Origin of the sequence: Flagellimonas aurea (assembly GCF_017313785.1) — a bacterium.
Classification (GTDB): domain Bacteria; phylum Bacteroidota; class Bacteroidia; order Flavobacteriales; family Flavobacteriaceae; genus Flagellimonas; species Flagellimonas aurea.
Window position 1 is genome coordinate 80,171 of the sequence record NZ_JAFLNL010000001.1, and the last position, 21,811, is coordinate 101,981.

Annotated in this window: 22 protein-coding genes; 12 read left to right on the forward strand and 10 right to left on the reverse strand. The window is 42.3% G+C overall.

The genetic code is table 11. The annotated features are described in order from the left end of the window. Positions 1 to 3 precede the first annotated feature (3 nt). Positions 4 to 747 (forward strand): uroporphyrinogen-III synthase, encoded by a 744-nt coding sequence (locus J0656_RS00305; RefSeq protein WP_108245906.1) that lies wholly within the window; start codon positions 4 to 6, stop codon positions 745 to 747. 58 nt (positions 748 to 805) lie between these two features. Here J0656_RS00305 and pckA read toward each other — a convergent pair whose 3' ends face one another. Continuing rightward, positions 806 to 2,422, reverse strand: coding sequence for a phosphoenolpyruvate carboxykinase (ATP) (pckA, locus tag J0656_RS00310; RefSeq protein WP_207030665.1), 1,617 nt, complete (start codon positions 2,420 to 2,422; stop codon positions 806 to 808). 303 nt (positions 2,423 to 2,725) lie between these two features. Between pckA and J0656_RS00315 the strand changes: the two genes are divergently transcribed. Together J0656_RS00315 and J0656_RS20380 are read left to right on the forward strand one after the other, a co-directional pair. Continuing rightward, positions 2,726 to 3,514 carry an SH3 domain-containing protein gene (locus tag J0656_RS00315; RefSeq protein WP_207030666.1) on the forward strand — a complete coding sequence of 263 codons (789 nt, stop codon included), beginning with the start codon at positions 2,726 to 2,728 and terminating at the stop codon, positions 3,512 to 3,514. After that, the gene (locus tag J0656_RS20380) at positions 3,432 to 3,713 is read left to right on the forward strand and encodes an SH3 domain-containing protein (RefSeq protein WP_225605864.1); all 282 of its coding nucleotides are present in this window, start codon (positions 3,432 to 3,434) and stop codon (positions 3,711 to 3,713) included. Before J0656_RS00315 ends, J0656_RS20380 begins: the two co-directional genes overlap by 83 nt. 8 nt (positions 3,714 to 3,721) lie before the next feature. On the opposite strand, the gene J0656_RS00325 is transcribed toward J0656_RS20380, so the two are convergent. Continuing rightward, positions 3,722 to 4,105: a DUF423 domain-containing protein gene (locus J0656_RS00325; protein WP_207030668.1), complete on the reverse strand. Its 384-nt coding sequence runs from the start codon at positions 4,103 to 4,105 to the stop codon at positions 3,722 to 3,724. Positions 4,106 to 4,184: 79 nt separating this feature from the next. Between J0656_RS00325 and J0656_RS00330 the strand changes: the two genes are divergently transcribed. The 4 genes from J0656_RS00330 to J0656_RS00345 all read left to right on the forward strand — a co-directional run bounded on the left by J0656_RS00330 (position 4,185) and on the right by J0656_RS00345 (position 7,083). Further along, complete coding sequence (locus J0656_RS00330; protein ID WP_207030669.1) at positions 4,185 to 5,558, forward strand: saccharopine dehydrogenase family protein; 1,374 nt, start codon at positions 4,185 to 4,187, stop codon at positions 5,556 to 5,558. A gap of 48 nt (positions 5,559 to 5,606) precedes the next feature. After that, complete coding sequence (locus J0656_RS00335; protein ID WP_108245901.1) at positions 5,607 to 6,077, forward strand: Lrp/AsnC ligand binding domain-containing protein; 471 nt, start codon at positions 5,607 to 5,609, stop codon at positions 6,075 to 6,077. Between the two features lie 38 nt (positions 6,078 to 6,115). Beyond that, complete coding sequence (locus J0656_RS00340; protein WP_207030670.1) at positions 6,116 to 6,439, forward strand: hypothetical protein; 324 nt, start codon at positions 6,116 to 6,118, stop codon at positions 6,437 to 6,439. 125 nt (positions 6,440 to 6,564) lie between these two features. Beyond that, the gene (locus tag J0656_RS00345) at positions 6,565 to 7,083 is read left to right on the forward strand and encodes a ferritin (RefSeq protein ID WP_207030671.1); all 519 of its coding nucleotides are present in this window, start codon (positions 6,565 to 6,567) and stop codon (positions 7,081 to 7,083) included. Between the two features lie 67 nt (positions 7,084 to 7,150). On the opposite strand, the gene J0656_RS00350 is transcribed toward J0656_RS00345, so the two are convergent. The 3 genes from J0656_RS00350 to J0656_RS00360 form a co-directional block, all read right to left on the reverse strand. After that, entirely contained in the window at positions 7,151 to 7,852 is a 702-nt protein-coding gene (locus J0656_RS00350) for a zinc metallopeptidase (protein WP_207030672.1), read from the reverse strand. 97 nt (positions 7,853 to 7,949) lie between these two features. After that, positions 7,950 to 9,050 (reverse strand): alanine dehydrogenase, encoded by a 1,101-nt coding sequence (ald, locus tag J0656_RS00355; protein ID WP_207030673.1) that lies wholly within the window; start codon positions 9,048 to 9,050, stop codon positions 7,950 to 7,952. Between the two features lie 287 nt (positions 9,051 to 9,337). After that, on the reverse strand, positions 9,338 to 12,427 hold the full coding sequence (locus J0656_RS00360) for a leucine--tRNA ligase (protein ID WP_207030674.1): 3,090 nt from the start codon (positions 12,425 to 12,427) through the stop codon (positions 9,338 to 9,340). Positions 12,428 to 12,516: 89 nt separating this feature from the next. Between J0656_RS00360 and J0656_RS00365 the strand changes: the two genes are divergently transcribed. Genes J0656_RS00365 through J0656_RS00385 form a run of 5 tightly spaced genes read left to right on the forward strand, consistent with a single transcriptional unit; the run spans position 12,517 to position 15,969 of the window. Next, on the forward strand, positions 12,517 to 13,395 hold the full coding sequence (locus J0656_RS00365; protein WP_207030675.1) for a cell division protein FtsX: 879 nt from the start codon (positions 12,517 to 12,519) through the stop codon (positions 13,393 to 13,395). Positions 13,396 to 13,404: 9 nt separating this feature from the next. Beyond that, positions 13,405 to 13,671, forward strand: a complete 267-nt coding sequence (locus J0656_RS00370; RefSeq protein WP_207028086.1) for a DUF3098 domain-containing protein — start codon at positions 13,405 to 13,407, stop codon at positions 13,669 to 13,671. After that, entirely contained in the window at positions 13,672 to 14,466 is a 795-nt protein-coding gene (locus tag J0656_RS00375) for an undecaprenyl-diphosphate phosphatase (protein ID WP_207030676.1), read from the forward strand. Positions 14,467 to 14,497: 31 nt separating this feature from the next. Then, a complete protein-coding gene (gene truB / locus J0656_RS00380) occupies positions 14,498 to 15,202 on the forward strand; it encodes a tRNA pseudouridine(55) synthase TruB (RefSeq protein ID WP_207030677.1) in 705 nt (234 codons plus the stop codon). Between the two features lie 47 nt (positions 15,203 to 15,249). Next, complete coding sequence (locus J0656_RS00385) at positions 15,250 to 15,969, forward strand: energy transducer TonB (protein WP_207030678.1); 720 nt, start codon at positions 15,250 to 15,252, stop codon at positions 15,967 to 15,969. Here J0656_RS00385 and J0656_RS00390 read toward each other — a convergent pair. From J0656_RS00390 to J0656_RS00410, 5 genes are all read right to left on the reverse strand, one after another. After that, entirely contained in the window at positions 15,952 to 16,572 is a 621-nt protein-coding gene (locus J0656_RS00390; protein ID WP_207030679.1) for a thioredoxin family protein, read from the reverse strand. The genes J0656_RS00385 and J0656_RS00390 overlap by 18 nt on opposite strands. Before the next feature lie 80 nt (positions 16,573 to 16,652). Further along, the gene (locus J0656_RS00395) at positions 16,653 to 18,068 is read right to left on the reverse strand and encodes a TolC family protein (protein WP_207030680.1); all 1,416 of its coding nucleotides are present in this window, start codon (positions 18,066 to 18,068) and stop codon (positions 16,653 to 16,655) included. Continuing rightward, a complete protein-coding gene (locus tag J0656_RS00400; protein ID WP_207030681.1) occupies positions 18,052 to 19,407 on the reverse strand; it encodes an HlyD family secretion protein in 1,356 nt (451 codons plus the stop codon). The genes J0656_RS00395 and J0656_RS00400 overlap by 17 nt, the downstream gene beginning before the upstream one ends. A gap of 5 nt (positions 19,408 to 19,412) precedes the next feature. Beyond that, the gene (locus tag J0656_RS00405; protein WP_207030682.1) at positions 19,413 to 21,083 is read right to left on the reverse strand and encodes a peptidase domain-containing ABC transporter; all 1,671 of its coding nucleotides are present in this window, start codon (positions 21,081 to 21,083) and stop codon (positions 19,413 to 19,415) included. Continuing rightward, a complete protein-coding gene (locus J0656_RS00410) occupies positions 21,073 to 21,762 on the reverse strand; it encodes a TetR/AcrR family transcriptional regulator (RefSeq protein WP_207030683.1) in 690 nt (229 codons plus the stop codon). The genes J0656_RS00405 and J0656_RS00410 overlap by 11 nt, the downstream gene beginning before the upstream one ends. Positions 21,763 to 21,811: the final 49 nt, after the last annotated feature.

Sequence of the window (21,811 nt, forward strand, 5' to 3'; positions counted from 1 at the left end):
CTTATGAAAGTAAAAACAATTTTGGTTTCCCAACCAGAACCCAAAGTCGAAAACTCCCCCTATTCAAGACTAATTGAAAAAGAGAAAGTTAAAGTAGATTTTAGACCTTTCATACACGTTGAAGGCGTAGAGGCCAAAAATGTGAGACAGCAAAAAATCGACTTGAACAACTTTACGGCGATTATCCTTACGAGCAGAAACTCTGTGGATCACTTTTTTAGGATTGCCGATGAAATGCGCTTCAAAGTTCCGGATTCCATGAAATATTTTTGTCAGTCGGAGGCCGTCGCCTACTACTTACAAAAATATGTGGTGTACAGAAAAAGGAAGATTTATGTTGGGAAAAGGACTTTTAACGAGTTGATTCCCTTGATCAAGAAGTACAAGGATGAAAAGTTTCTATTGCCTTCTTCCGATTCGCTAAAACCTGTTGTTCCCGAATTGTTGGACGAACTAGGTGTAAATTGGACAAGAGGAATCTTCTACAAAACGGTAATCAGCGACCTTTCTGACCTTAGAAATGTGTATTACGACATTTTGGTATTCTTCAGCCCATCAGGAATCGAATCTTTAATGAAGAACTTTCCCGATTTTGAACAAAACGATACAAGAATTGCCGTTTTTGGCAACAGTACGGTAAAAGCAGCAACAAGTGCAGGTCTTAGAATAGACATTCAGGCACCAACGCCCGAAACTCCTTCCATGACCATGGCATTACAAAAGTACATTACCAGCGTTAACAAGTAATTTTAATTCTGGCCTAAAAACTAAAACGCCCTCGGTAAACCGGGGGCGTCTTTTTTTTCTAGAATGCGTACCGTTGTGGTCCTCCCCTCCGGATTTCCTCACTGGCGTGCTCCTCGAACTTTTTAAAGTTCTCCCTAAAGGCATTGGTAAGCTTAAAGGCCGTTTTGTAGTAAGCCTCATCATTGTTCCATGTGGCCCTTGGGCTCAGCACCTTGGTCGGCACACCCGGGCATTCCCTCGGCTGGGCCACGCCAAAGACCGAATGGATATGGTACTTCTCGTAATTGTACAGTCCCAGCTCGCCGTTCAATGCGGCGCTGATCATTGCCCTGGTGTATTTTAGCTCCATGCGGGTGCCCACTCCGTAGGGTCCGCCCGTCCAGCCCGTGTTCACCAACCAAACGTCCACACCGGATTCCTTCATCTTCTTGCTCAACATCTCCGCATACCTGGCCGGGTGCAAGGGCATGAACGGGGCACCGAAGCATGCCGAGAACGATGGCTGTGGCTCCACAACGCCCGCTTCCGTTCCAGCAACCTTGGCCGTATAGCCCGATATAAAGTGGTAGGCCGCCTGTGCAGGGGTCAATTTTGAAATGGGGGGCAATACCCCAAAGGCATCCGCCGTAAGGAAAAAGATGTTCTTCACGTTCTTCCCTATCGATGGCCACTGGATGTTTTCGATGTGGTGTATCGGGTAGCTTACCCTGGTGTTCTGGGTGATCGAGGTATCGGTGAAATCGACCTCACCGTTGTCGTCCATCACCACGTTTTCCAAAATAGCGCCCTTTTTGATGGCCCCGTAGATCTCCGGTTCCTTTTCTTTTGATAGATCGATCACCTTGGCATAGCACCCGCCCTCAAAATTGAACACCGTGTTGTCCGGCGTCCATCCGTGCTCATCATCGCCGATCAGTTTTCTGTCAGGGTCCGTGGAGAGGGTCGTCTTCCCCGTTCCCGATAGACCAAAGAATATCGCCGTGTCCCCCGATTCCCCCACATTGGCGGAGCAGTGCATGGGAAGGGTCTCCTTGTATACGGGAAGTATGAAGTTGAGCGCGGAGAATATCCCTTTCTTGATCTCCCCCGTATAGCCCGTACCGCCGATAAGGGCGATCTTCCTGCCAAAGTTCAGTATCGCAAAGTTATGCTGCCTGGTGCCGTCCTCCTTTGGGTCGGCCATAAAACCGGGTGCGTTCACCACCGTCCACTCCGGGTCAAAATCCTCCAGTTCCTCCTCGGTGGGACGAAGAAACATATTGTAGGCGAACATATTGGACCACGGATATTCGTTGATCACACGGATGTTCAAACGGTAGTCGGCATCTGCACAGGCATATGAGTCCCGTACATAGAGCCCCTTGGTGTTCAGATAGGCGATGACCTTATCGTAGAGCGCATCGAACTTTTCACTGTCAAAAGGAATGTTGATGTCGCCCCACCAGATCTTGTCCTTGGTGATATCGTCCTTGACGATGAAGCGGTCCTTCGGCGACCGGCCCGTGAATTCCCCAGTGTTTACCGCCAAGGCCCCTGAAGAGGCTTCACGGCCCATGTCCTTGTCAATCGTGATGTCCTGGAGTTCTTCCGGGGACAATTGGTAGTGGATGTTGTCGTGGTTTATTCCGTAAACATTTAACGAAATCGTTTTCGTATCCGGAGCAGAATCCTTCATAGTTTAATTTTTGCGTTGGTACAAAACTAGGAAATATTCAGTTTTACTCCTTTTAAAACCTGCTTAATTGGATGATTTTGTGATTAAAATGTGCTATTCCAATTGATTCCTCCAAATGATCACAAAACATTATTGGTCTTTCTTAAAAACCTAAAATCTCTGACACAAATCGTTCTAAAAACTTAAAAATCAATATTTGAATACAAAATTACCTCATTCGTCAATTCAAAACGGCCATTCATCAATTGGGCCAAACATTTCATGATTGTTTCCAATACATTTCGAATCCAAAAATATATTTATATGCAAACCATAAAAGGTATTACCTTAATCTGCACCGTACTTTTCTTATGCTTGAGCTGTAATTCAAAATCGGAAAAGAAAGCTGGCTCATCTGAAAATTCCGATATTCTTGAAATCGGGGATACTGACATCAACAATCTTTCTAAAGCTTCAACGGCAATATGTTTATGGCCCAAAGTGGGGTTGCGGGACAAACCTGGCCGAAAAAACACTAAATATCTAACTACAATTTATTTTGGGGAAAACGTAACCTTTCTTGATGAACACAAAAAAGCCGAAGATGACAAAGAATACCTAAAAGTCCAGCTTTCGGATGGAAGTGAGGGCTGGGTATACGAACACCTTTTTGCATTAGGTGGCGAACTGGCCATTATTGAAAAGGAAACGGAACTCTATAAAAGACCGGACATCATGACCTTTGAAGGAAAAAAATTGGAACCCATGGACATGGTTGTAATCTTTAAGAGCGAGGAGCAGGAAGATTGGCACGAAGTGACCAGCATGAAAAGAGAGAAAAAAGGTTGGATTCAAGGGGATATTGATGCTATACAAAATGAGATTGACGTAAAACTGGGAATCCTCTATTGGCGGGCAATGGAAGAGTCGCCCGAAAAGAAATTTGAATTATTGGAAAATATCTTGGCCAATCCCAATTTTAAAAAATCAAGATTGATAGAAAACGTCAACGAAGCGCTGTATGATAACGATGGTAAGGGCGAAGCTTTCTATATTAAAGAACTTGATTCCTTTGAAAAACCTTTCTTCCAACAAACTGGGCATAAAAACTAATTTGGCCAATGTAAGAAGTGAGCCAAGCACCACTAGTGACATCCTGTTTCAAGTTCAAAAAGGTAACATCTGCCATATTACGGCACAAGGGGAATCCTTGGTTGAAATAAATGGGATTTCCGATCGCTGGTACAAAGTTAATTTTAACGGTAAAGAGGGTTGGGTCTTTGGGTATTATACTACTAAAAGAAGAGAATAAAACAAGAATTACCTGGATTTAATTATTCGATACCCCAATAGCATCCAACCGAGTATCATAAAAACCCCACCTATTGGGGTTAAAAAGCCGATCACTTTAAAATCGAAAGTGGTCACGTCGTTCAATGCGAGTAAATAAATCGAACATGAGAACAGGATAACCCCTAAAAGAACAGAAACAAAGACCTTTTTTTTGGTCTTTTCCGCTATCCCGTTATAAAGTGCCAAAAACAGCAGGAATAAAGCATGGTACATCTGGTACCTAACTCCTGTTTCAAAAGTATCCACAGCATCCTTATCCACCAATTTTTCCAATCCATGCGCACCAAATGCTCCCAAGACTATGGCCACCATTCCCATAATGGTTCCCGTCAATAAAATTGTTCTGTTCATAACTTTAATCTACTCTTTTTTTAAAAATATAACATTTTAATACCTTAGTGACCACGCAATTCAAAAGTAAACAAAACACATGGTCCGTACTATTTTAGTTATAGGAGCAGGTAAGTCGACCTCATACCTTTTAGATTATCTTTTAAAAAAATCAGACGGAGAAAATATTCGTCTCAAAATCGGAGACCTACATCCCGAAAATATCCCCGAAAAATTTTCCAAACACCCAAACTGTAGTGTTTTCACCCTTGATATATTCAACGAAGCTGATAGAAAAAAAGCTGTTTCGGAGGCTTCTATTGTTGTTTCCATGCTACCCGCAAGTTTACACATCAATGTGGCACGTGATTGTATTGAATTTGAAAAACATTTTATCACCGCTTCGTATGTTAGTGATGAGCTCAGGGCACTGGACGCCGAGGCAAAAGAAAAAAACCTTGTTTTCATGAACGAAATCGGTCTGGACCCCGGAATCGACCACATGAGTGCCATGGAGGTGATAGACAGGATAAGGGATGCAGGAGGCAGAATGTTGTTGTTCGAATCTTTTACAGGTGGTTTGGTTGCCCCGGAAAGTGACACCAACCTTTGGAACTATAAGTTTACGTGGAATCCAAGAAATGTGGTACTTGCCGGACAGGGAGGTACTGCAAAATTTATCCAAGAGGGTACTTACAAATACATACCTTATCAGAAACTCTTCAGGAGAACTGAGTTTTTAGAAGTTGAAGACTATGGCACTTTTGAGGTCTATGCCAACAGGGATTCGTTGAAATATAGGGAAGCCTACGGCCTACAAAACGCACTTACACTTTACAGGGGAACCATGCGTAGGGTTGGGTTTTCCAAAGCTTGGCAAATGTTTGTAATCCTTGGTATGACGGACGATAGCTATACCATAGAAAACTCTGAAGGAATGTCCTACCGGGAATTTGTAAATCTTTTTCTCCCCTATTCTCCTACGGATTCGGTCGAATTAAAATTGAGGCACTACTTAAAAATCGACCAAGACGACATTATGTGGGGAAAACTTTTGGAGCTCAACCTTTTTGATGCTACCAAAAAAATACCCTTGAAGAATGCAACGCCGGCTCAAATGCTTCAATACATATTGGAGGACAGCTGGACCCTTGAAGAGCACGAAAAAGACATGATAGTTATGTACCATAAGTTCGGATATGAGCTCAATGGTGAAAAAAAGCAAATTGATGCCAATATGGTCGTAATCGGTGAAAACCGTGCCTATACCGCAATGTCCAAAACCGTAGGATTACCTGTTGCCATGGCGACGCTGCAAATTTTGAATGGTAAAATCAACACCCCAGGGGTTCAAATTCCGATAAAAAAAGAAGTGTATAAGCCGATTTTAGAGGAACTAAAAGCCAATGGAATACAATTTAAGGAATATGAAGTCCCTTATCTTGGTTACAATCCTGATTCCGTTGCAGGTTAATCTCCTATATATTTTGAATATATTTGACTTCAAATCAAAATAGATATTGTGAAAAACAATAACAATTCGGTTAAGATTGATGGGATTGACAAGAAAATCCTAAGATATCTTATGGAGGATGCCCGTAAACCTATTCTCGAAATAGCAAGGAACATTGGAATTTCGGGCGCAGCGATTCACCAAAGACTTCGTAAACTGGAAAGTTCAGGACTCATTTCTGGCTCCAAATTCGTAATCAATCCAAAGGTTCTAGGTTACTCAACCATGGCTTATATCGGTATTTATTTGGACAAGGCCATGACCAATCCAAAAGCCGTAAAACAATTGAAAGATATACCCGAGGTTTTGGAATGCCACTACACCACGGGGAACTGGTCCATCCTAATTAAAGTATTGTGCCAAGATAACGAGCACCTTATGCAGGTACTCAACAAAAAAATACAACAAATAGAAGGTGTTTCCCGGACCGAAACCTTTATTTCATTAGATCAACAAATTGACCGACAAATTCAAATTTGATATTTGTATTGAATCTAAATAAACATTACATTTGTCCCATGAATGTAATATTTCAATCCACATATTACACCTTGTATCAAGCTGCCAATGAGCGCTGTTTTTATGTTGATTTTGGTCAAAAAACAGTTCGTATGTCGTTGTGCCAGTTACTTGCTCTACGCCATAAAGTGATGAGCATAAACATCGAGGACCATTTTGACAGTGATTTGAATGCTCATGGATTCGAAGTGCTCATGTTGTGCAACAAGGAACATCTTTTTGTTCTGAACACATTGGAAATATTGGATTTGAAGACACTCGTTTCCAACAGTTTTGTATCATTGGGGCTTTCGGTGGGTGCCTTGGAGACCATTACCTCCTAACCAACCACACGGTTTTTTCTTATTTTTATTCAATCTTAAACTGTCTTAAAACTAGACCGTTACTTTTTAAACGCCTACAAATTCCGTAAATTTGTTAGGAACACAAGATTAAAATCATAGCCTTTATGAAAGATATAGCAAGACAAAGTATGAGCATTAAAGTGGAATCCATGGATTTGCTCAACGGACAGATAAAAATGGAGGCACATGCTTCCGCCACCTATTTGGCCATGGCCTCTTGGTGTGAACAGAACGGTTTTTTTACTAGTGCCAAATTTTTCTTTAAGCAAGCAGAGGAAGAGCGCGAGCACATGATGAAGATTTTCAATTTTTTGGTGGATACGGGCGCAAATCCTATTTCTCCTGAAGTAACTGGAATCAATCATGACTACTCATCCATTGTTGATGTTTTTGAATCAACCTTGGAGCATGAGGTGAAAGTGACAAAATCCATTCATAACATTGTAAAGAAAGCCAGAGAACTTGGGGATTTTGCAACCGAACGATTTTTGGATTGGTTTGTAATGGAACAAATCGAGGAAGAAAACACGGTAAGGGATATCTTGGACATGATCGAGGTTACCGGCACCGAAGGTGTGGGACTTCAAATGATCGACAATCAAGTTGCCAATTGGATCGAGTAATCCATCAAATATGAAATAGAAAAAGGGGCCGCTTGGCCCCTTTTTTATTGTATTGCTTGATATTTCATCAATCTCTACCTCCAAAAACCTGAACTGCCCAGTACAATAGGGACGCCAATGCACCCAATGCTGCCACCAAATAGGTTCTTGCGGCCCATTTTAGGGCATCTTCCGCTCCGGCATATTCTTCTTGGCTCACCATGTTTTTTTGCTTTAACCAAACCAATGCCCTTTTACTGGCATCATATTCCACGGGAAGGGTGATAAAACTGAACAAGGTCGCGAAGCCCATCATGATCAATCCGGCCACCGCGATATAGAAGCCAATACCTCCAGCAACACCTGTGACGGCCATCAACATAATACCTCCAAAGACCACCCAAGTTGACATTCCAGAGGTAACACTTACCACAGGAACCAATTTGGAACGCATGGTCAACCACTCATAGGCCTGGGCATGCTGTACCGCGTGTCCACATTCGTGCGCGGCCACCGCGGCAGCCGAGGCATTTCGTTGGTTGTATACGCCTTCACTCAGGTTTACCGTTTTGTTTTTAGGATTGTAATGATCCGTTAACATTCCAGGAGTGGAAATCACCTTAACATCTCGAATTCCATGGTCATCGAGCATTTTTTGGGCAATCTCTGCCCCGCTCATGCCATTTCTTAGATGGACTTTGGAATATTTTTTGAACTTGCTCTTCAATTGATTGCTTACCAACCAACTGACCAGTGCAATTGCACCGATCAATATATAATATGTCATCATAACTTTATCGTTTTACGTAGATATAAATATACCATATAAAAGCAAAAACCCCGCCAAATAAATGGCAGGGTCTATTTTCTGTCAAAATGTTAGTTCATCAAGCCAATACGGGCTCCAAATGAAAGGTTTCCGCAATTTCCTTGTAAACCACTTCGCCCTCAACAACGTTGAGCCCTTTTTCCAAGGACTTATCCAACTTACAGGCACTACGCCATCCCAGATTAGCCAATTTTAGCACATAGGGCAGTGTTACATTCGTCAAGGCAACAGTAGAAGTATAAGGCACTGCCCCTGGCATATTGGCTACACAGTAATGGACCACATCATCAATAATATAGATAGGGTCCTCATGGGTCGTTGGTTTGGTGGTTTCCACGCATCCGCCTTGATCTACCGCTACATCTACAATAACGGTTCCTGGATGCATATCCTTGAGCATGTCCCTAGTTATCAAGTTAGGGGCCTTGGCTCCTTTTAAAAGGACACCACCGATAATTAAATCGTTTGTTTTTATATGTTTTCTGATATTGAACTCGTTCGAAAATCCGGTCACCACATGGCTTGGCATAATGTCGTTCACATATCTGAGACGTTTCATGTTCACATCCAAAATGGTTACTTGTGCACCCAATCCTGCTGCCATTTTAGCAGCCTGGATACCTACGGTTCCAGCTCCAAGGACCAAAACGCGTCCTGGGGACACTCCGGGCACCCCTCCCAAAAGCACCCCTTTGCCTTTCACTGGTTTTTCCAAATATTTGGCTCCCTGCTGAATGGCCATTCTACCCGCAACTTCGGACATTGGTGTTAATAATGGCAAAGTACCGTCTTCGTCTTCCACGGTTTCATAAGCAATACAAATGGACTTGCTTTTGATCATGGCCCTGGTCAATGCCTCACTGGAAGCAAAATGAAAATAGGTGAAGACAATTTGTCCCTCCTGAATCAAATTATACTCCTCGGCAATGGGCTCCTTGACCTTAACGATCATATCGCTCATGGCATATACCTGGCCAATCGTATCCAAAATAGTAGCCCCGGCCTGTTGGTAATCCTGATTAAAAAAACCACTTCCCTCACCTGCACCGGATTGCACATATACGGTGTGGTTGTTCTTTACCAATTCAAATACTCCGGCTGGCGTCATGCCAACCCGGCTCTCGTTGTTTTTGATTTCTTTAGGTATACCAACAGTCATAACTATGTGTTTTTTGGTTACTGGGGTCAAAGTTGAATAAAAAAATTAGATTAAAACATAAAAATTCGATAAAAAACAGGGTGTGAAGGTCAAAATAAACGTTTTTTAACATTTATACCCCTTATTTTATAGGGGTGAAAATATATAAAACGTATATATAATGATTTAACCCTATAATTTTATGGGTAAAACTTGTTTAAAATAAAAAAGCATGCCGGTCGGCATGCTTTTTTAGGGGTATTATATGTTTTTGTTAAAAATTTTCGGCTAATAATCCAGTTTTACGATTAACCTACAATATTCACAATCTTTCCGGGCACTACGATTACCTTTTTAGGGGAACGACCCTGTAATTGCTCTTTTGTTTTTTCGTGGGCCATTACAGCGGCCTCGATTTCATCCTTGCCCATATCCAACGGCAACTCCATCTTGAAGCGCATTTTTCCGTTAAAGGAAATAGGATATTCCTTGCTGCTTTCCACCAAATACTTTTCCTCAAACTTAGGGAACGGTGCTTCGGCAATGGATTCGGAATGTCCCAAACGACTCCATAGCTCTTCGGCAATATGGGGCGCGTAAGGCGAAACCAAAATGGCCAATGGTTCCAAAATAGCTTTGCTTGTGCATTTTTGAGCGGTCAGTTCGTTGACGCAGATCATAAAGGTGGACACCGAAGTGTTGAACGAGAAGTTCTCGATATCTTCTTCTACTTTTTTGATGGTCTTGTGCAGGGTTTTTAGGTTTTCGGCGGTGGGTTCCGCTTCAGTGACGCTTCGACTACGCTCAGCATCCGAATCGATAAAGGGAGAATAGAGCTTCCATAATTTTTTAAGGAAGGAATGTACTCCTGTGATACCTGCTGTGTTCCAAGGTTTGGACTGCTCCAAGGGACCCAAGAACATTTCGTACAAACGCAACGAATCTGCTCCATATTCCTCACAAATGGCATCGGGGTTGACGACATTGTATTTGGATTTGGACATTTTTTCGATTTCGCGACTTACAACATAAATATCATTGTCGTCCTCAATTACTTCACCATTCTCTCCTATGAAAATTGCATCTAAATATTCAGGATTTAATTTTTTAAAAGCTTGCACATCCAATTCATCAGATGCATTTACTAAAGAAACATCAGCATGTATTGTATGTATTGGCACAATAATCTGCCATTGTTTCAAGTCAAGCTTAGATTTAACATCATCATCAAGGATATCGTAAATCCAACTCTTAATCTGTTCTTCTTTGCTTCTATCCCCAGTTGCAATACCTCTTAAAACCTCAATAAAATGATTTCTACTAATTAAAAAAGGTTTTCTAATTGGTTGTTCAATTTCTACTGGATTGCCAAGCTCCGTAAAAAAGTAAGTGACTCTTTGAACAAATGCACTAGTCCCCGTAATCATCCCTTGGTTAATCAACTTTTGGGCAAACTCATCTTTGGGCACATAGCCCATATCGAACATAAACTTCTGCCAAAAACGGGAATATAACAGGTGTCCCGTAGCGTGTTCGCTACCTCCTATGTATAAATCCACATCTTGCCAGTAGTTGATGGCTTCGGGAGAGAAAATAGCATCATCATTACGCGGATCCATATACCTATTAAAGTATTGGGAACTTCCTGCCCAACCCGGCATGGTGTTCAACTCCAATGGAAAAACGGTTTTATGGTCAATCAAATCGTTGGAAACGACTTCATTTGTTTCCGCGTTCCATGCCCACTCAGTGGCGTTGCCCAATGGGGGCTCGCCCGTTTCGGTAGGGAGGTATTTTTCCACTTCGGGCAATTGCAAGGGCAAATGCTCCAAATCGATCATTTGCGGCATCCCATCCACATAATATACGGGGAATGGCTCGCCCCAATACCGCTGACGACTAAATACGGCATCGCGCAAACGGTAATTGACTTTGCCTTCGCCATGACCTATCTTTTCCAACTCGGCAATGATTTTCTTCATGGCATCCTTATAAGATAGTCCATTCAAAAAGTCAGAATTGGCAATAATTGTACTTTCCTTGTCAGCAAATGCCTCTTCGGAAATATCGACCCCTTCAAAAATGTTGGGGATATCTATATTGTAATGTTTGGCAAAATCATAATCACGTTGGTCGCCACAGGGTACGGCCATTACCGCTCCCGTTCCGTAACTGGCCAAAACGTAGTCGCCAATCCAAATAGGAATGGGCTCTTTGGTGAACGGATGCTCTGCATAAGCTCCCGTAAACACTCCAGAAATGGTTTTTACATCCGCCATACGGTCACGTTCGGAACGTTTTGCCGTAGCTTCCACGTAAGCGTCCACCTCAGCTTTTTGTTCAGGTGTAGTGATTTTGTCCACCAATTCGTGTTCTGGAGCCAAGGTCATAAAGCTTACTCCGAAAATAGTATCAGGCCGGGTAGTGAAGACTTCAATCTCGTAAGGCTTCTCGACTGCGCTCGAAGTGACATCGTCATCCGAAATCACATCTTGGTCGCTTCGACTACGCTCAGCGTCCAACACATTAAAAGTAACTGATGCGCCCACTGAACGTCCAATCCAGTTGGTCTGGGAATCTTTTAGTGGCTGTGGCCAATCAATTTTGTCCAATCCGTCCAACAAACGCTGAGCGTATGCGGTAATGCGCATACTCCATTGTGTCATTTTTTTGCGTACTACGGGATGACCTCCACGTTCGGAAACTCCGTTTACGATTTCATCATTGGCCAAAACGGTTCCCAAGGCGGGACACCAGTTCACTTCGGTATCCGCCAAATAGGTCAATCTATATTTTAAAAGAATCTCTTGCTTTTCCTTTTCTGAAAATCTATTCCAAGCGGCGGCATCAAAACTTGGGGTATCATCATCACAAGTTGCTTCGACATCGGTATTTCCTTCTTTTTCAAAAATGGAGATCAAACTGGAAATGTTTTCCGCTTTGTCCGACTTCTTGTTGTACCACGAATTGAACAATTGGATAAAAATCCATTGCGTCCATTTATAATATTGTGGGTTGGAGGTACACACTTCGCGGCTCCAATCAAAAGAAAAACCAAGCTGATCTAACTGCTCACGGTATCTGTTGATGTTGTTTTCCGTAGTGATAGCCGGATGCTGCCCTGTTTGAATCGCATATTGCTCCGCAGGCAACCCAAAGGAATCGTAGCCCATGGGATGCAACACATTGAATCCCTTATGTCTTTTGTATCGCGAATAGATGTCCGTGGCAATGTAACCTAGTGGGTGCCCTACGTGCAAGCCTGCCCCTGATGGGTAAGGGAACATCGACAATGCATAAAATTTAGGTTTTTCGGAATCGTTGGATGCCTTAAACGTTTCATTTTCTGCCCAATACTTCTGCCATTTGGCCTCAATCTCGCGGAAATCGTAATTCATTGTTAATCTTGTTCAATTTCGTGTGCAAAAATAGGTTTAATCCCCTAAATACAATTTACTTTTCTATTTTTACGTACTGATTCTACTATATGAGCCAATATATTGAACGATATCAGCGTCGAAAACTGATCTCCTCCTACTTTTCCGTGGCTTTGAGCATTGCCCTGGTCCTTTTTCTTTTAGGTGTTTTGGGTCTTTTGGTGCTCAACACCAAAAAATTAGCGGATCACTTTAAGGAGCAGATTACCATTTCGGTGTTTTTGAAGGACAGCGCAAAGCCTGTGGAAATAGATCAGTTGCAAAAAAGTTTGGCGCTTGCCGAGTACACCAAGTCGGCCGAATACATTTCCAAGGAAGATGCCGCCGAACAATACAGCGAGGATATCGGCGAAAATTTTGAAGAGTTCTTGGGCTACAATCCGTTGAAAAACTCCATAGATGTGAATTTGAAGGCTGATTTTGTCTCTCCAGAACAAATTGACGAAATCGCAAAGGAACTGGCCGACAAGGCTTACGTAGACGAAGTGAGCTACGACAAACCGTTGATTTCTCTCCTGAACAACAATGCAAGGAAAATCAGTTTGTGGATTCTGGTAGCCAGTGCCGTGTTCACACTCATTGCGGTGTTGCTGATCAACAGCTCCATCCGTTTGTCCATTTATTCCAAACGGTTCATCATCAAAACCATGCAGATGGTGGGCGCTACCAAGACCTTTATCCGAAGACCGTTTATCTGGACCAACATTAAACTAGGGATGGCGGGAGCTTTTGTCGCCTTGATCGGACTTGGTGTTTTGGTGTACTATATCGATAAAAATTTCCCTGAACTGAATCTATTGCAAGATTATATTGTTCTCATCATTTTGTTCGTTAGTGTCTTTGGTCTGGGCGTTATTATTTCGTGGGCCAGCACCCATTTTGCGACACAACGCTTTTTAAACCTGAGAACGGACGATCTTTATTATTAACTTTGCAGCATGAGCAAGAAAAACAACAACGGTCAAAAACCTGCCAAAGAGTTTGTTTTCCAAAAGAAAAACTATCTCTTTCTATTTATAGGTATTGCCTTTATTGCCCTTGGATTTATTTTGATGAGCGGTGGTGGAAGCGACGACCCCGAAGTATTCAATCCCGAGATATACAATTTTAGAAGAATCCGCCTTGCACCGACCTTGATCCTTATCGGTCTTGGCATTCAGGTTTACGCCATATTGTTGAATCCTCACAAGAAAAAGAAGGAATAATTGGAATTGATCGACGCCATTATCCTTGGAATCATTCAGGGATTGACCGAATTTTTACCTGTTTCCTCCAGCGGTCACTTAGAATTGGGAAAAGCCATTTTGGGAGCGCAGGCCGTTCCCGAAGAAAGTTTGTTGTTTACCGTAGTGCTTCATTTTGCGACCGCATTGAGCACCTTGGTAGTCTTCCGAAAAGACGTTTTTCATATTCTGAAAGGTCTTTTTCAGTTTAAATGGAACGAGGAAACCCAGTTTTCCTTAAAAATCATCATCTCCATGATTCCTGCCGCTTTGGTCGGCCTTTTTTTGAATGATTTTATCGAAGTGTTTTTTGATGGTGCCATCGTAATCGTTGGTATTATGTTGGTCATCACGGCATTTTTGCTCTATTTGGCCGATTTGGCCAAGACCACCGATAAAAATGTATCCTTCCGAAGTGCTTTTGCCATTGGAATGGCGCAGGCCGTGGCCATATTGCCTGGAATTTCCCGTAGTGGTGCGACTATTTCGGCAGCCGTACTTTTGGGGGTTGACAAAACAAAATCGGCCCGTTTTTCCTTTTTGATGGTGGTTCCATTAATCTTGGGGAAAGTGGCCAAAGATGTGATGGGCGGGGACATTACCTTTCATGGCGACCAAGCTGTAGCCATGGGAGCAGGTTTTATCGCAGCTTTTATCGCAGGTCTTGCTGCTTGTACCTGGATGATCAAATTGGTACGCCAGAGCAAGCTTACCTATTTTGCCATTTATTGTTTGATCGTAGGGTTGATTGCCCTTGCGTGGAGCATTTGGGGATAGATCAGTATATTTGCCCCAAAATCCCAAGTTTTTGAACACCAAAGAAGATTTTTTAAACGGTCAGATTCTTTTGATCGACAAACCGTTGGAATGGACTTCCTTCCAAGCCGTGAATGCGCTCAAATGGGCCATTCGTAAAAAATTCAGTCTTAAAAAGATAAAAATCGGTCATGCGGGAACGTTGGATCCATTGGCCACAGGCCTGTTGATTATCTGCACAGGGAAATTCACCAAAAAAATTCCAGAGCTTCAGGGACAGGCAAAAGAATACACAGGTACCTTCACGTTGGGAGCTACTACACCTTCTTATGATCTGGAGACCGAAGTGAACGAGACCTTTCCCATCGATCACATTACAGATGCATCCATAAAAGATGCCACAACACAATTCTTGGGTGAAATTGACCAAGTGCCTCCCATTTTTTCAGCCTTAAAAAAAGATGGAAAGCGGTTGTACGAACTTGCCCGCGAAGGGAAAGAAGTGGAAATAAAATCACGAAAAATAGAAATATCCGAGTTTGAAATTACCCGAATAGACCTGCCTGAAGTGGATTTTAGGGTAGTGTGCAGCAAAGGGACCTATATCCGTTCCCTGGCGCACGATTTTGGCAAGGCATTGGGTTCTGGAGCCTATTTATCCGAGCTCCGAAGAACCAAAATAGGTGATTTCAACGTAAATAATGCTACAAGCCCCAATGTTTTCAAGGAAAACCTTGAAGTAAACGCTTCAACCTAAAAGGTTGGGATAAAATAATTTTGCAAAAAAGCGGTTATAGATAAACGATGAACTTAAACAAGAACCAGTTATCACTTTTGATTACTTTCTTCTCTATGTCCATAGTGATTTTATTGCTTTTCAATATTCACTTGGGGGGCGTACAAGAGGATGAATATGTCATTGAAATGAGCCTGGCCGACGAGGACATCGAAAAATTGCTTGAAGAGGAAGAGCAACGATTGGAAGAAATGGCAGCCAACAGTGACCCCATTAAAAGTCACATGGCCGTGAACGAGACTGCAAAACCCAGCGTTGGCAACCCTGAGCCCTTAAAAACGTTGGAAGAACTAATGGAAGAACGGGCCATGAGCAGCGAATCGGGAGAGTATGCCGATAACTCAGGTTTTGAGGACCAACTAAAACAGTTGAAAGCACAACGGGACGAGAAAAAAGAAAAACTTGGTGAACGCGATGCTCAAAAAGAGGAGTTCACCAATTATTTAAAAGATAGACGTACCTCCATCTCCTATTCTTTGTTGGAAAGAAATGCCTACTATCTTCCTCCACCCATCTATACTTGTATTGAAGGCGGTAAGGTTGTGATCAACATTACTGTGGACGAAAATGGATATGTAAACGAGGCCACTTTCAACGACAAAAGTTCAGGAACCAGTAATGGTTGTTTAGTGGACAACGCTATCGCTTATGCGCTAAAGGCCCGTTTTAGTCCGGATTCCAAAGCATCACAAATAGGGACAATAACCTATTTATTCCAGAGCAAGTAAGCCCAGTATATCCTCCAAGATATTTTGCCCCTTATTTTTATTGTACCAAACCTGAAGTTCTTGTTTGAACTCATCTGTCAACTTTCCATGCTCTCTTTTGTAGTCTTCCACCATTTGGGTGGCAATACTAGGTCTTGGACCCCACTCGCCAACGATTTCATTATTGACTTTGTCAAACACAATCACTTTGGGAATTGAACGCGCCCCGTTTGTAAGGAAAGTATCCATTAAATCTAGACTTTCATCCCTTAACACAATCTTTAATGTTATGTTTGGGCTTGCTTCAGCAATTTTATCCATAATCGGCAAACTTGCTGCGGCGTCACCGCACCAGCTTTCGGTAAGTACAAGCAGGATTAATTCCTTATCAAGGGACTTTAATTTTTGCCGGACCTCTTCGGAAATCTTGAATGTTTTTTCCCAACGTGACATTCGTTTATCTCCCAATTTGGTATAATTGACAAATATTTCAGATTGATAGGGACCGGTGGAACCACCTGTCAAGGCCAACTTGGAAACCAATGCGCGGTAACTTGGGTAATCCATGGCCTTTTGCAGATAATCCTGTACTATTTCCAATCTATTCTTCTCCAGTAGTTCCATAAAAACATTTTTTCAAAAGTAGCGCCATACATTAAGCTGTTTGGTGACTTTTGTCATTGGTTGTTTGTTGGATTTAAACCTTACAATGTTTTTGGGTTTATGGCCAAACTCTTGAACAGCATGGCCTTGGTATAGAAAAATTTGTTCTGCATCTCGTTCTGCTTTAGGTAAGCATCGATGAGCTTGCTCTCACGTGAATTGATCAAAAACAAGGAACTCTCTCCAAAACTGAATTTTCGTTCCTCGGCTTGCAACATAGTTGTATAGTCTTTAACAATGTCGGATATCAACTGGTTTTGTTGCGTAAAGGAATCCAGTTCGTTATAAATAGCAATCACCTTGTTCTGAATTTCGACTTGTGCGTTGTCCCTTTCGTACTCTGCGTCCCTCAACTTAAACTTGGCCAATTTTAGATCTCCGCGTTCTTTTCTAAGAAAAATTGGCATCTGAAAACTCAATCCGGCCTTATAATTTTCGGTCACAAAAGAATCGATAAACTCAGGGGTCTCAGTGATAAAATTATATTCAGCCTGTAACTTTGGAAGCAATTTATTGGCCTTCAATCTTTTATCAACTGCCAGCCCTTCTATTTTATAGTCCAAGGACAATAGTTTTGGATGTGTTTCCAGATTAAAGCTGTCCAACGGTATACCATCTATCTCCAAGGTTGAATTGATATCTATTTCGGGCTCCAGATTAGGGGCTATGCCAGGTTGAAGTTCAACGGGAACATCTTCGATCCATAAAAAATTACTGAGCTCCAATGATTTTTTCATGAGGTTGACCTTTGCTTGCTGATATCCCAAATCACGGTTTCGGACGGCAATTTTGGCCTCTACGGTATCGATCATGGCAATATCGCCTGCCAGGGCACTCTCTTTTATCCCTTGAAAACGTATCTCTGCATTCTCTAAAAAATCTTTGTATACCTCAGCATCTCTGTAGGATTTCAACCAATCAAAATAAGCCAAGGATGCATTGTACAGCACTTGGTTGACCTGCAGGTCTTGGTCGGCTTTGGTCTGCTCCCTAAAAAGCTTTGCCTTTCTTAGGGTAGCCATACGCTCGTTGATCCAAAACCCCTGCAAAACGGACATGGACACCCCGGCACTGTACAGACCATCATCAGGCAAGGTTTCATCAGGATTGAGGTAGTATCCTTCATTTTGCTGAAAATTTCCTTTGAGCTCTATCCCAAACCAGGTAGGTATCTTAAAGGTGGCATTCAAGCGGTCCCAGTATTCGGTATCCTTGAACTCCTTGGTATTGTAATCCACTTCGACCTTGGGATCAAACCCTCCTCTGGCCTTCATCAAATTGGCCTGCCCTATGGCAATGTTCAATTGGGCCTGCTTGGCTACGGGATGGTATTTTTTTACATAGCCCAAATACTCTTTAAATCCCAGCACCAAAGAATCTTGCTGAGCGTAAAAAGAACCTACAGTAAAGAAAAAGAGGGTACAAGATAAAAGTAATCTTCTATTTCTTTGCGGCATCTGCACTTGTGTTTTGAGGTTGATAATAATTTGGCGGGAAGCCATTCAACTGCCTCCACAATTCAAACCAGATCGGAACATCTTCCAATAGGGCCATGGTACTTGCTCCTGAGCCTACCCGAATATCCTTGGGCCAGGGAGCTTCTTCCTCGTCCGGAGCCAACAGTATACGATATTTTCCATTGGGACTGATAAAGTTCTCGATAGCGACCACTTTCCCCCCAAAGGTACCGTAGGAAACATTGGGCCAGCCGCTGAATACTATGGCGGGCCAACCATCAAATTGGATACGTACCTTTTCGTCCACATGGATCAATGGAAGATCTATCGGGTCCACAAAAGTTTCCACGGCTATATCATAATCCGAGGGCATGATGCCTACCAATTGGGCTCCTTCCTTAAAAGTTTCCCCAATTCCAGATTGGATGGCCTTGGTGATATACCCGTTTTGCGGAGCTTTGATATAGAGCATATCATTACGTATTTCGTAATTTGTATATTGGTTTTCCAACTTGGTGACCTGTGCTTCGGAGTCGAATTGATTGGATTGTGCCGTATATAGATCACTCTGTGCCTTCGAAATTTTATCGGTGTACTCTGCCCGAACCCGATTGATTTCCACTTGGGCATTGATCACATCATTTTTACTGGCCAACAATTTATTTTCTTGGCTGATGAGCTTTGCCTGTGTCTCTTGTAATTTTAATCGCTTTTCTTCTAGATCGGTAACGGCCTTTAACCCCTCATCCTGCAGTTTTTCAACTCGGTCATACTGTCTTTGGGCAATCGAAATGTTGGTCTTGGCCGCTTCCAGGTCTATACTATCGCTCTTTACCTTTAGTTTTGACTGCATCAACTTGTTCCTGGCCTGCTCCAGTTTTAAACCGAGCTCTTGGTTCAATGCCCTTATCTGCTGGTTTAAGGCTTTCCCCTTTTCTTGATAAGAAGTCACGGACATGTTCTTTGCCATGATCTGTTTACCTGTGCGCTCCACCAGATTTGGGTCAAAATATTCGCTCTTCACCTCGGAAATATGCAAAATAGTATCTCCCTTTTCCACATATTGACCTTCTCTTACAAACCATTTTTCAATCCGTCCGGGTATTGGCGACTGGATTGTTTGTGGTCTTTGATCCGGAGTCAAAGTGGTAAGGTACCCTCGGCCAGATATGTTCTGGGTCCATGGCAAAAACATCATAAAGACAACAATAATAGAAAAGGATGCCAGGAAGCGGTTAAACTGCTTGTAGTGCCTCTTATGGAACACTTTTTTACCTGCCTCGTAGCCGGTAAGGTCCACCTTTTCGTTCAGTTTATTATTTGAAGAAATATTCAGCATGAACTTTAATTTACGTTGATCAATCTACCTTTTTCCATACGGATTACCTGATTACAGCGTTTTGCCCATTTGGGATTCTCGCTAACAACGACCAAAGCCCATCCGTTGGCAGGATCCGTTAAGAAATCCATCATTCTTTCTGTTTCTTCCTCATCATATTGTTCCAATGGATCCTTGAGCACCATTAATTTGGGGCGGGTTACTATGCTTCGGGCCAGAACAATTTTTCTGGAGATAAAATCGGGGAATTTTTTTCCTTCAGGATACAGAATGGTTTTTAACCCCTGCGGCTGCTCTTTCACAAATTCTGAAAGACTTACTTTTTCCAAGGCCCAATACACATCTTCCATGGAGATGTCCTTGTTACCAAAGGTAATATTGTCCAATAAGGTTCCCTCAAAGGGGTATTCTTCCGTCAACGAATGACCAAGATATGATCTATACTGGCTCAATTTAATTCCTTTAAGCGCTACATTGTTCACATATATCTTACCTTCATCCGGTTCTAGAATACCGGCAATCATTCTTAATAACGTTGACCTTCCCGACCCACTCTTTCCTTGTATCAATAACTTTGTTTCTGGCTTTATAGTGAGTGATAAGTGGTCTATTATTTTCTTATCCAATCCAGGCACTTTGTACACGATATCTTCCAGCTCCACCGTTAATCCCTCATTTTCCTTGAACGGGGTTTCCCCATCTTGTGGTTCCAATTCCTTATCCACGACCTGTCCCATTTTTTCCAAAGAAGTCAATAGGTCATAAAATGTTTCGAGACCCAAAATCAATTTTTCCACAGAACTGATAACCAACAGAATAATGATTTCCGCCGCCACGAACTGACCAATGTTCATCTGCTGTTCCAGTACCAAGAGGCCCCCGATCAAAAGCAACCCTGCGGTAACCAAAACCTTGAAACCAATCATCTGGATGAATTGCAATACCAACACTCTAAAGTGACTTTCCCTTGCGTCCAAATAGTCATCTACCAAAGTGTCGTTCTTTTCAAGGGCATGGGAGGTCTTCCCAGAAAGTTTAAAACTGATAATGGAACGGGCGATTTCTTGAACCCAATGGGCTACTTTGTATTTGATCTTGGATTCTTCCAAACTGGTGTCCAAGCCCCTTTGTGCAGTAAATTTGAACACAATATAAATGAGGACCAGCAATAACAACCCATAAATTATGAAGAAAGGGTGATAAAACGACAGCAACAATAACCCGAAAACTATCTGTAGCAGGGCTGCCGGGAAATCTATCAATATTTTGGATAGAGATTTTTGTACGGTAAGAGTATCAAAAAAACGATTGGCAAGCTCCGGAGGATAATAATACCTAAGCTCACTCATCTTGATTTTTGGAAAGCGGTAGGCGAACTCAAACGATGATCTGGTGAAAATCTTTTGCTGCAAGTTCTCTATGATACGTATCTGCATCAACTGCAAAACCCCAACAAAGGCCACCCCCATGGTAACAAGTACAACCAACACTATCCAAGAGGTACTCACCCTTGCCCCTTGAATCAGGTTAATAATGGCCTGTATTCCCAACGGCAGGGAAAGATTGACCAGTCCCGCAAAAATGGCGTAGTAAAAAATTTGAAGAATATCCTTTTTGTCCAAGGAAAGCAAACCGGTTAGCCGCTGCCAGGCAGAGAGTATTTTTTTATTGGCCATGTACTTTTTGATTTAGTGTGCGGAATATCAAATCCGTGAAAAATGCGGTAGGGGTTACCTCTTCACTACAGTTTGTGAGGGATGGAAAGTGCGATTTTAAAAAATTCTGGTGTAACGAACCTTCAAGCACATTACTGGCCAGACTGGTCGGAAATTCATAATCCCCGTCCACATCAGAAATCATTTTGCTAAGACGACCCACCAACCTTTTGCATATAATAAAGCTCCCTTCCGCCCCATCATTGCTCATTTCTTTCACAAGATAAGACTTTGAATACTCGTTAATGATTATCTTGTTGAGCACTACTTCGTTAATGTGCGAAAAGGAGGAGTCCTCCTCTACGGTCTGTGTCAACACTTCAATGGAAGCCGCCAATTTTTCCACTGGGTCGGAAATTGCATTGGTAGAAAAAACCATCTTGTACTCTACCCATCCCCAATACCAAGAAGCCAGATAAAGCAATAGCTTGTGCTTGTTCTCAAAATATCGGTAAATCGAACTTTCGTTTGAGTGTATTCTAACTCCCAATTTCTTAAATGTAAAGGATTCAAAACCAATTTCATCGATCAACAATATACTCTGCTCCACGATTTTCTTCCCCAAATCTGACGATTCAGGGTCTTTAACATAGAGTTTCTCATCGATTTCCAGTTTCACAGATTGTAGTAAAATGTCCATTCTATCCCATTTTTAAAACAAAGCCTCGCAAAAATAATAGCATTACTAT

Excerpts from the sequence above, each read along its gene's own strand:
- J0656_RS00400 (WP_207030681.1), bottom strand. The coding sequence starts at position 19,407 with ATGCTGAATATTTCTTCAAATAATAAACTGAACGAAAAGGTGGACCTT.
- J0656_RS00340 (WP_207030670.1), top strand. The coding sequence starts at position 6,116 with ATGAATGTAATATTTCAATCCACATATTACACCTTGTATCAAGCTGCC.
- J0656_RS00410 (WP_207030683.1), bottom strand. The coding sequence starts at position 21,762 with ATGGACATTTTACTACAATCTGTGAAACTGGAAATCGATGAGAAACTC.
- J0656_RS00315 (WP_207030666.1), top strand. The coding sequence starts at position 2,726 with ATGCAAACCATAAAAGGTATTACCTTAATCTGCACCGTACTTTTCTTA.
- J0656_RS00390 (WP_207030679.1), bottom strand. The coding sequence starts at position 16,572 with ATGGAACTACTGGAGAAGAATAGATTGGAAATAGTACAGGATTATCTG.
- J0656_RS00305 (WP_108245906.1), top strand. The coding sequence starts at position 4 with ATGAAAGTAAAAACAATTTTGGTTTCCCAACCAGAACCCAAAGTCGAA.
- J0656_RS00395 (WP_207030680.1), bottom strand. The coding sequence starts at position 18,068 with ATGCCGCAAAGAAATAGAAGATTACTTTTATCTTGTACCCTCTTTTTC.
- pckA (WP_207030665.1), bottom strand. The coding sequence starts at position 2,422 with ATGAAGGATTCTGCTCCGGATACGAAAACGATTTCGTTAAATGTTTAC.
- J0656_RS00350 (WP_207030672.1), bottom strand. The coding sequence starts at position 7,852 with ATGATGACATATTATATATTGATCGGTGCAATTGCACTGGTCAGTTGG.
- J0656_RS00370 (WP_207028086.1), top strand. The coding sequence starts at position 13,405 with ATGAGCAAGAAAAACAACAACGGTCAAAAACCTGCCAAAGAGTTTGTT.
- ald (WP_207030673.1), bottom strand. The coding sequence starts at position 9,050 with ATGACTGTTGGTATACCTAAAGAAATCAAAAACAACGAGAGCCGGGTT.
- J0656_RS00365 (WP_207030675.1), top strand. The coding sequence starts at position 12,517 with ATGAGCCAATATATTGAACGATATCAGCGTCGAAAACTGATCTCCTCC.
- J0656_RS00385 (WP_207030678.1), top strand. The coding sequence starts at position 15,250 with ATGAACTTAAACAAGAACCAGTTATCACTTTTGATTACTTTCTTCTCT.
- J0656_RS00345 (WP_207030671.1), top strand. The coding sequence starts at position 6,565 with ATGAAAGATATAGCAAGACAAAGTATGAGCATTAAAGTGGAATCCATG.
- J0656_RS00325 (WP_207030668.1), bottom strand. The coding sequence starts at position 4,105 with ATGAACAGAACAATTTTATTGACGGGAACCATTATGGGAATGGTGGCC.
- J0656_RS20380 (WP_225605864.1), top strand. The coding sequence starts at position 3,432 with ATGGTAAGGGCGAAGCTTTCTATATTAAAGAACTTGATTCCTTTGAAA.
- J0656_RS00360 (WP_207030674.1), bottom strand. The coding sequence starts at position 12,427 with ATGAATTACGATTTCCGCGAGATTGAGGCCAAATGGCAGAAGTATTGG.
- J0656_RS00405 (WP_207030682.1), bottom strand. The coding sequence starts at position 21,083 with ATGGCCAATAAAAAAATACTCTCTGCCTGGCAGCGGCTAACCGGTTTG.
- J0656_RS00330 (WP_207030669.1), top strand. The coding sequence starts at position 4,185 with ATGGTCCGTACTATTTTAGTTATAGGAGCAGGTAAGTCGACCTCATAC.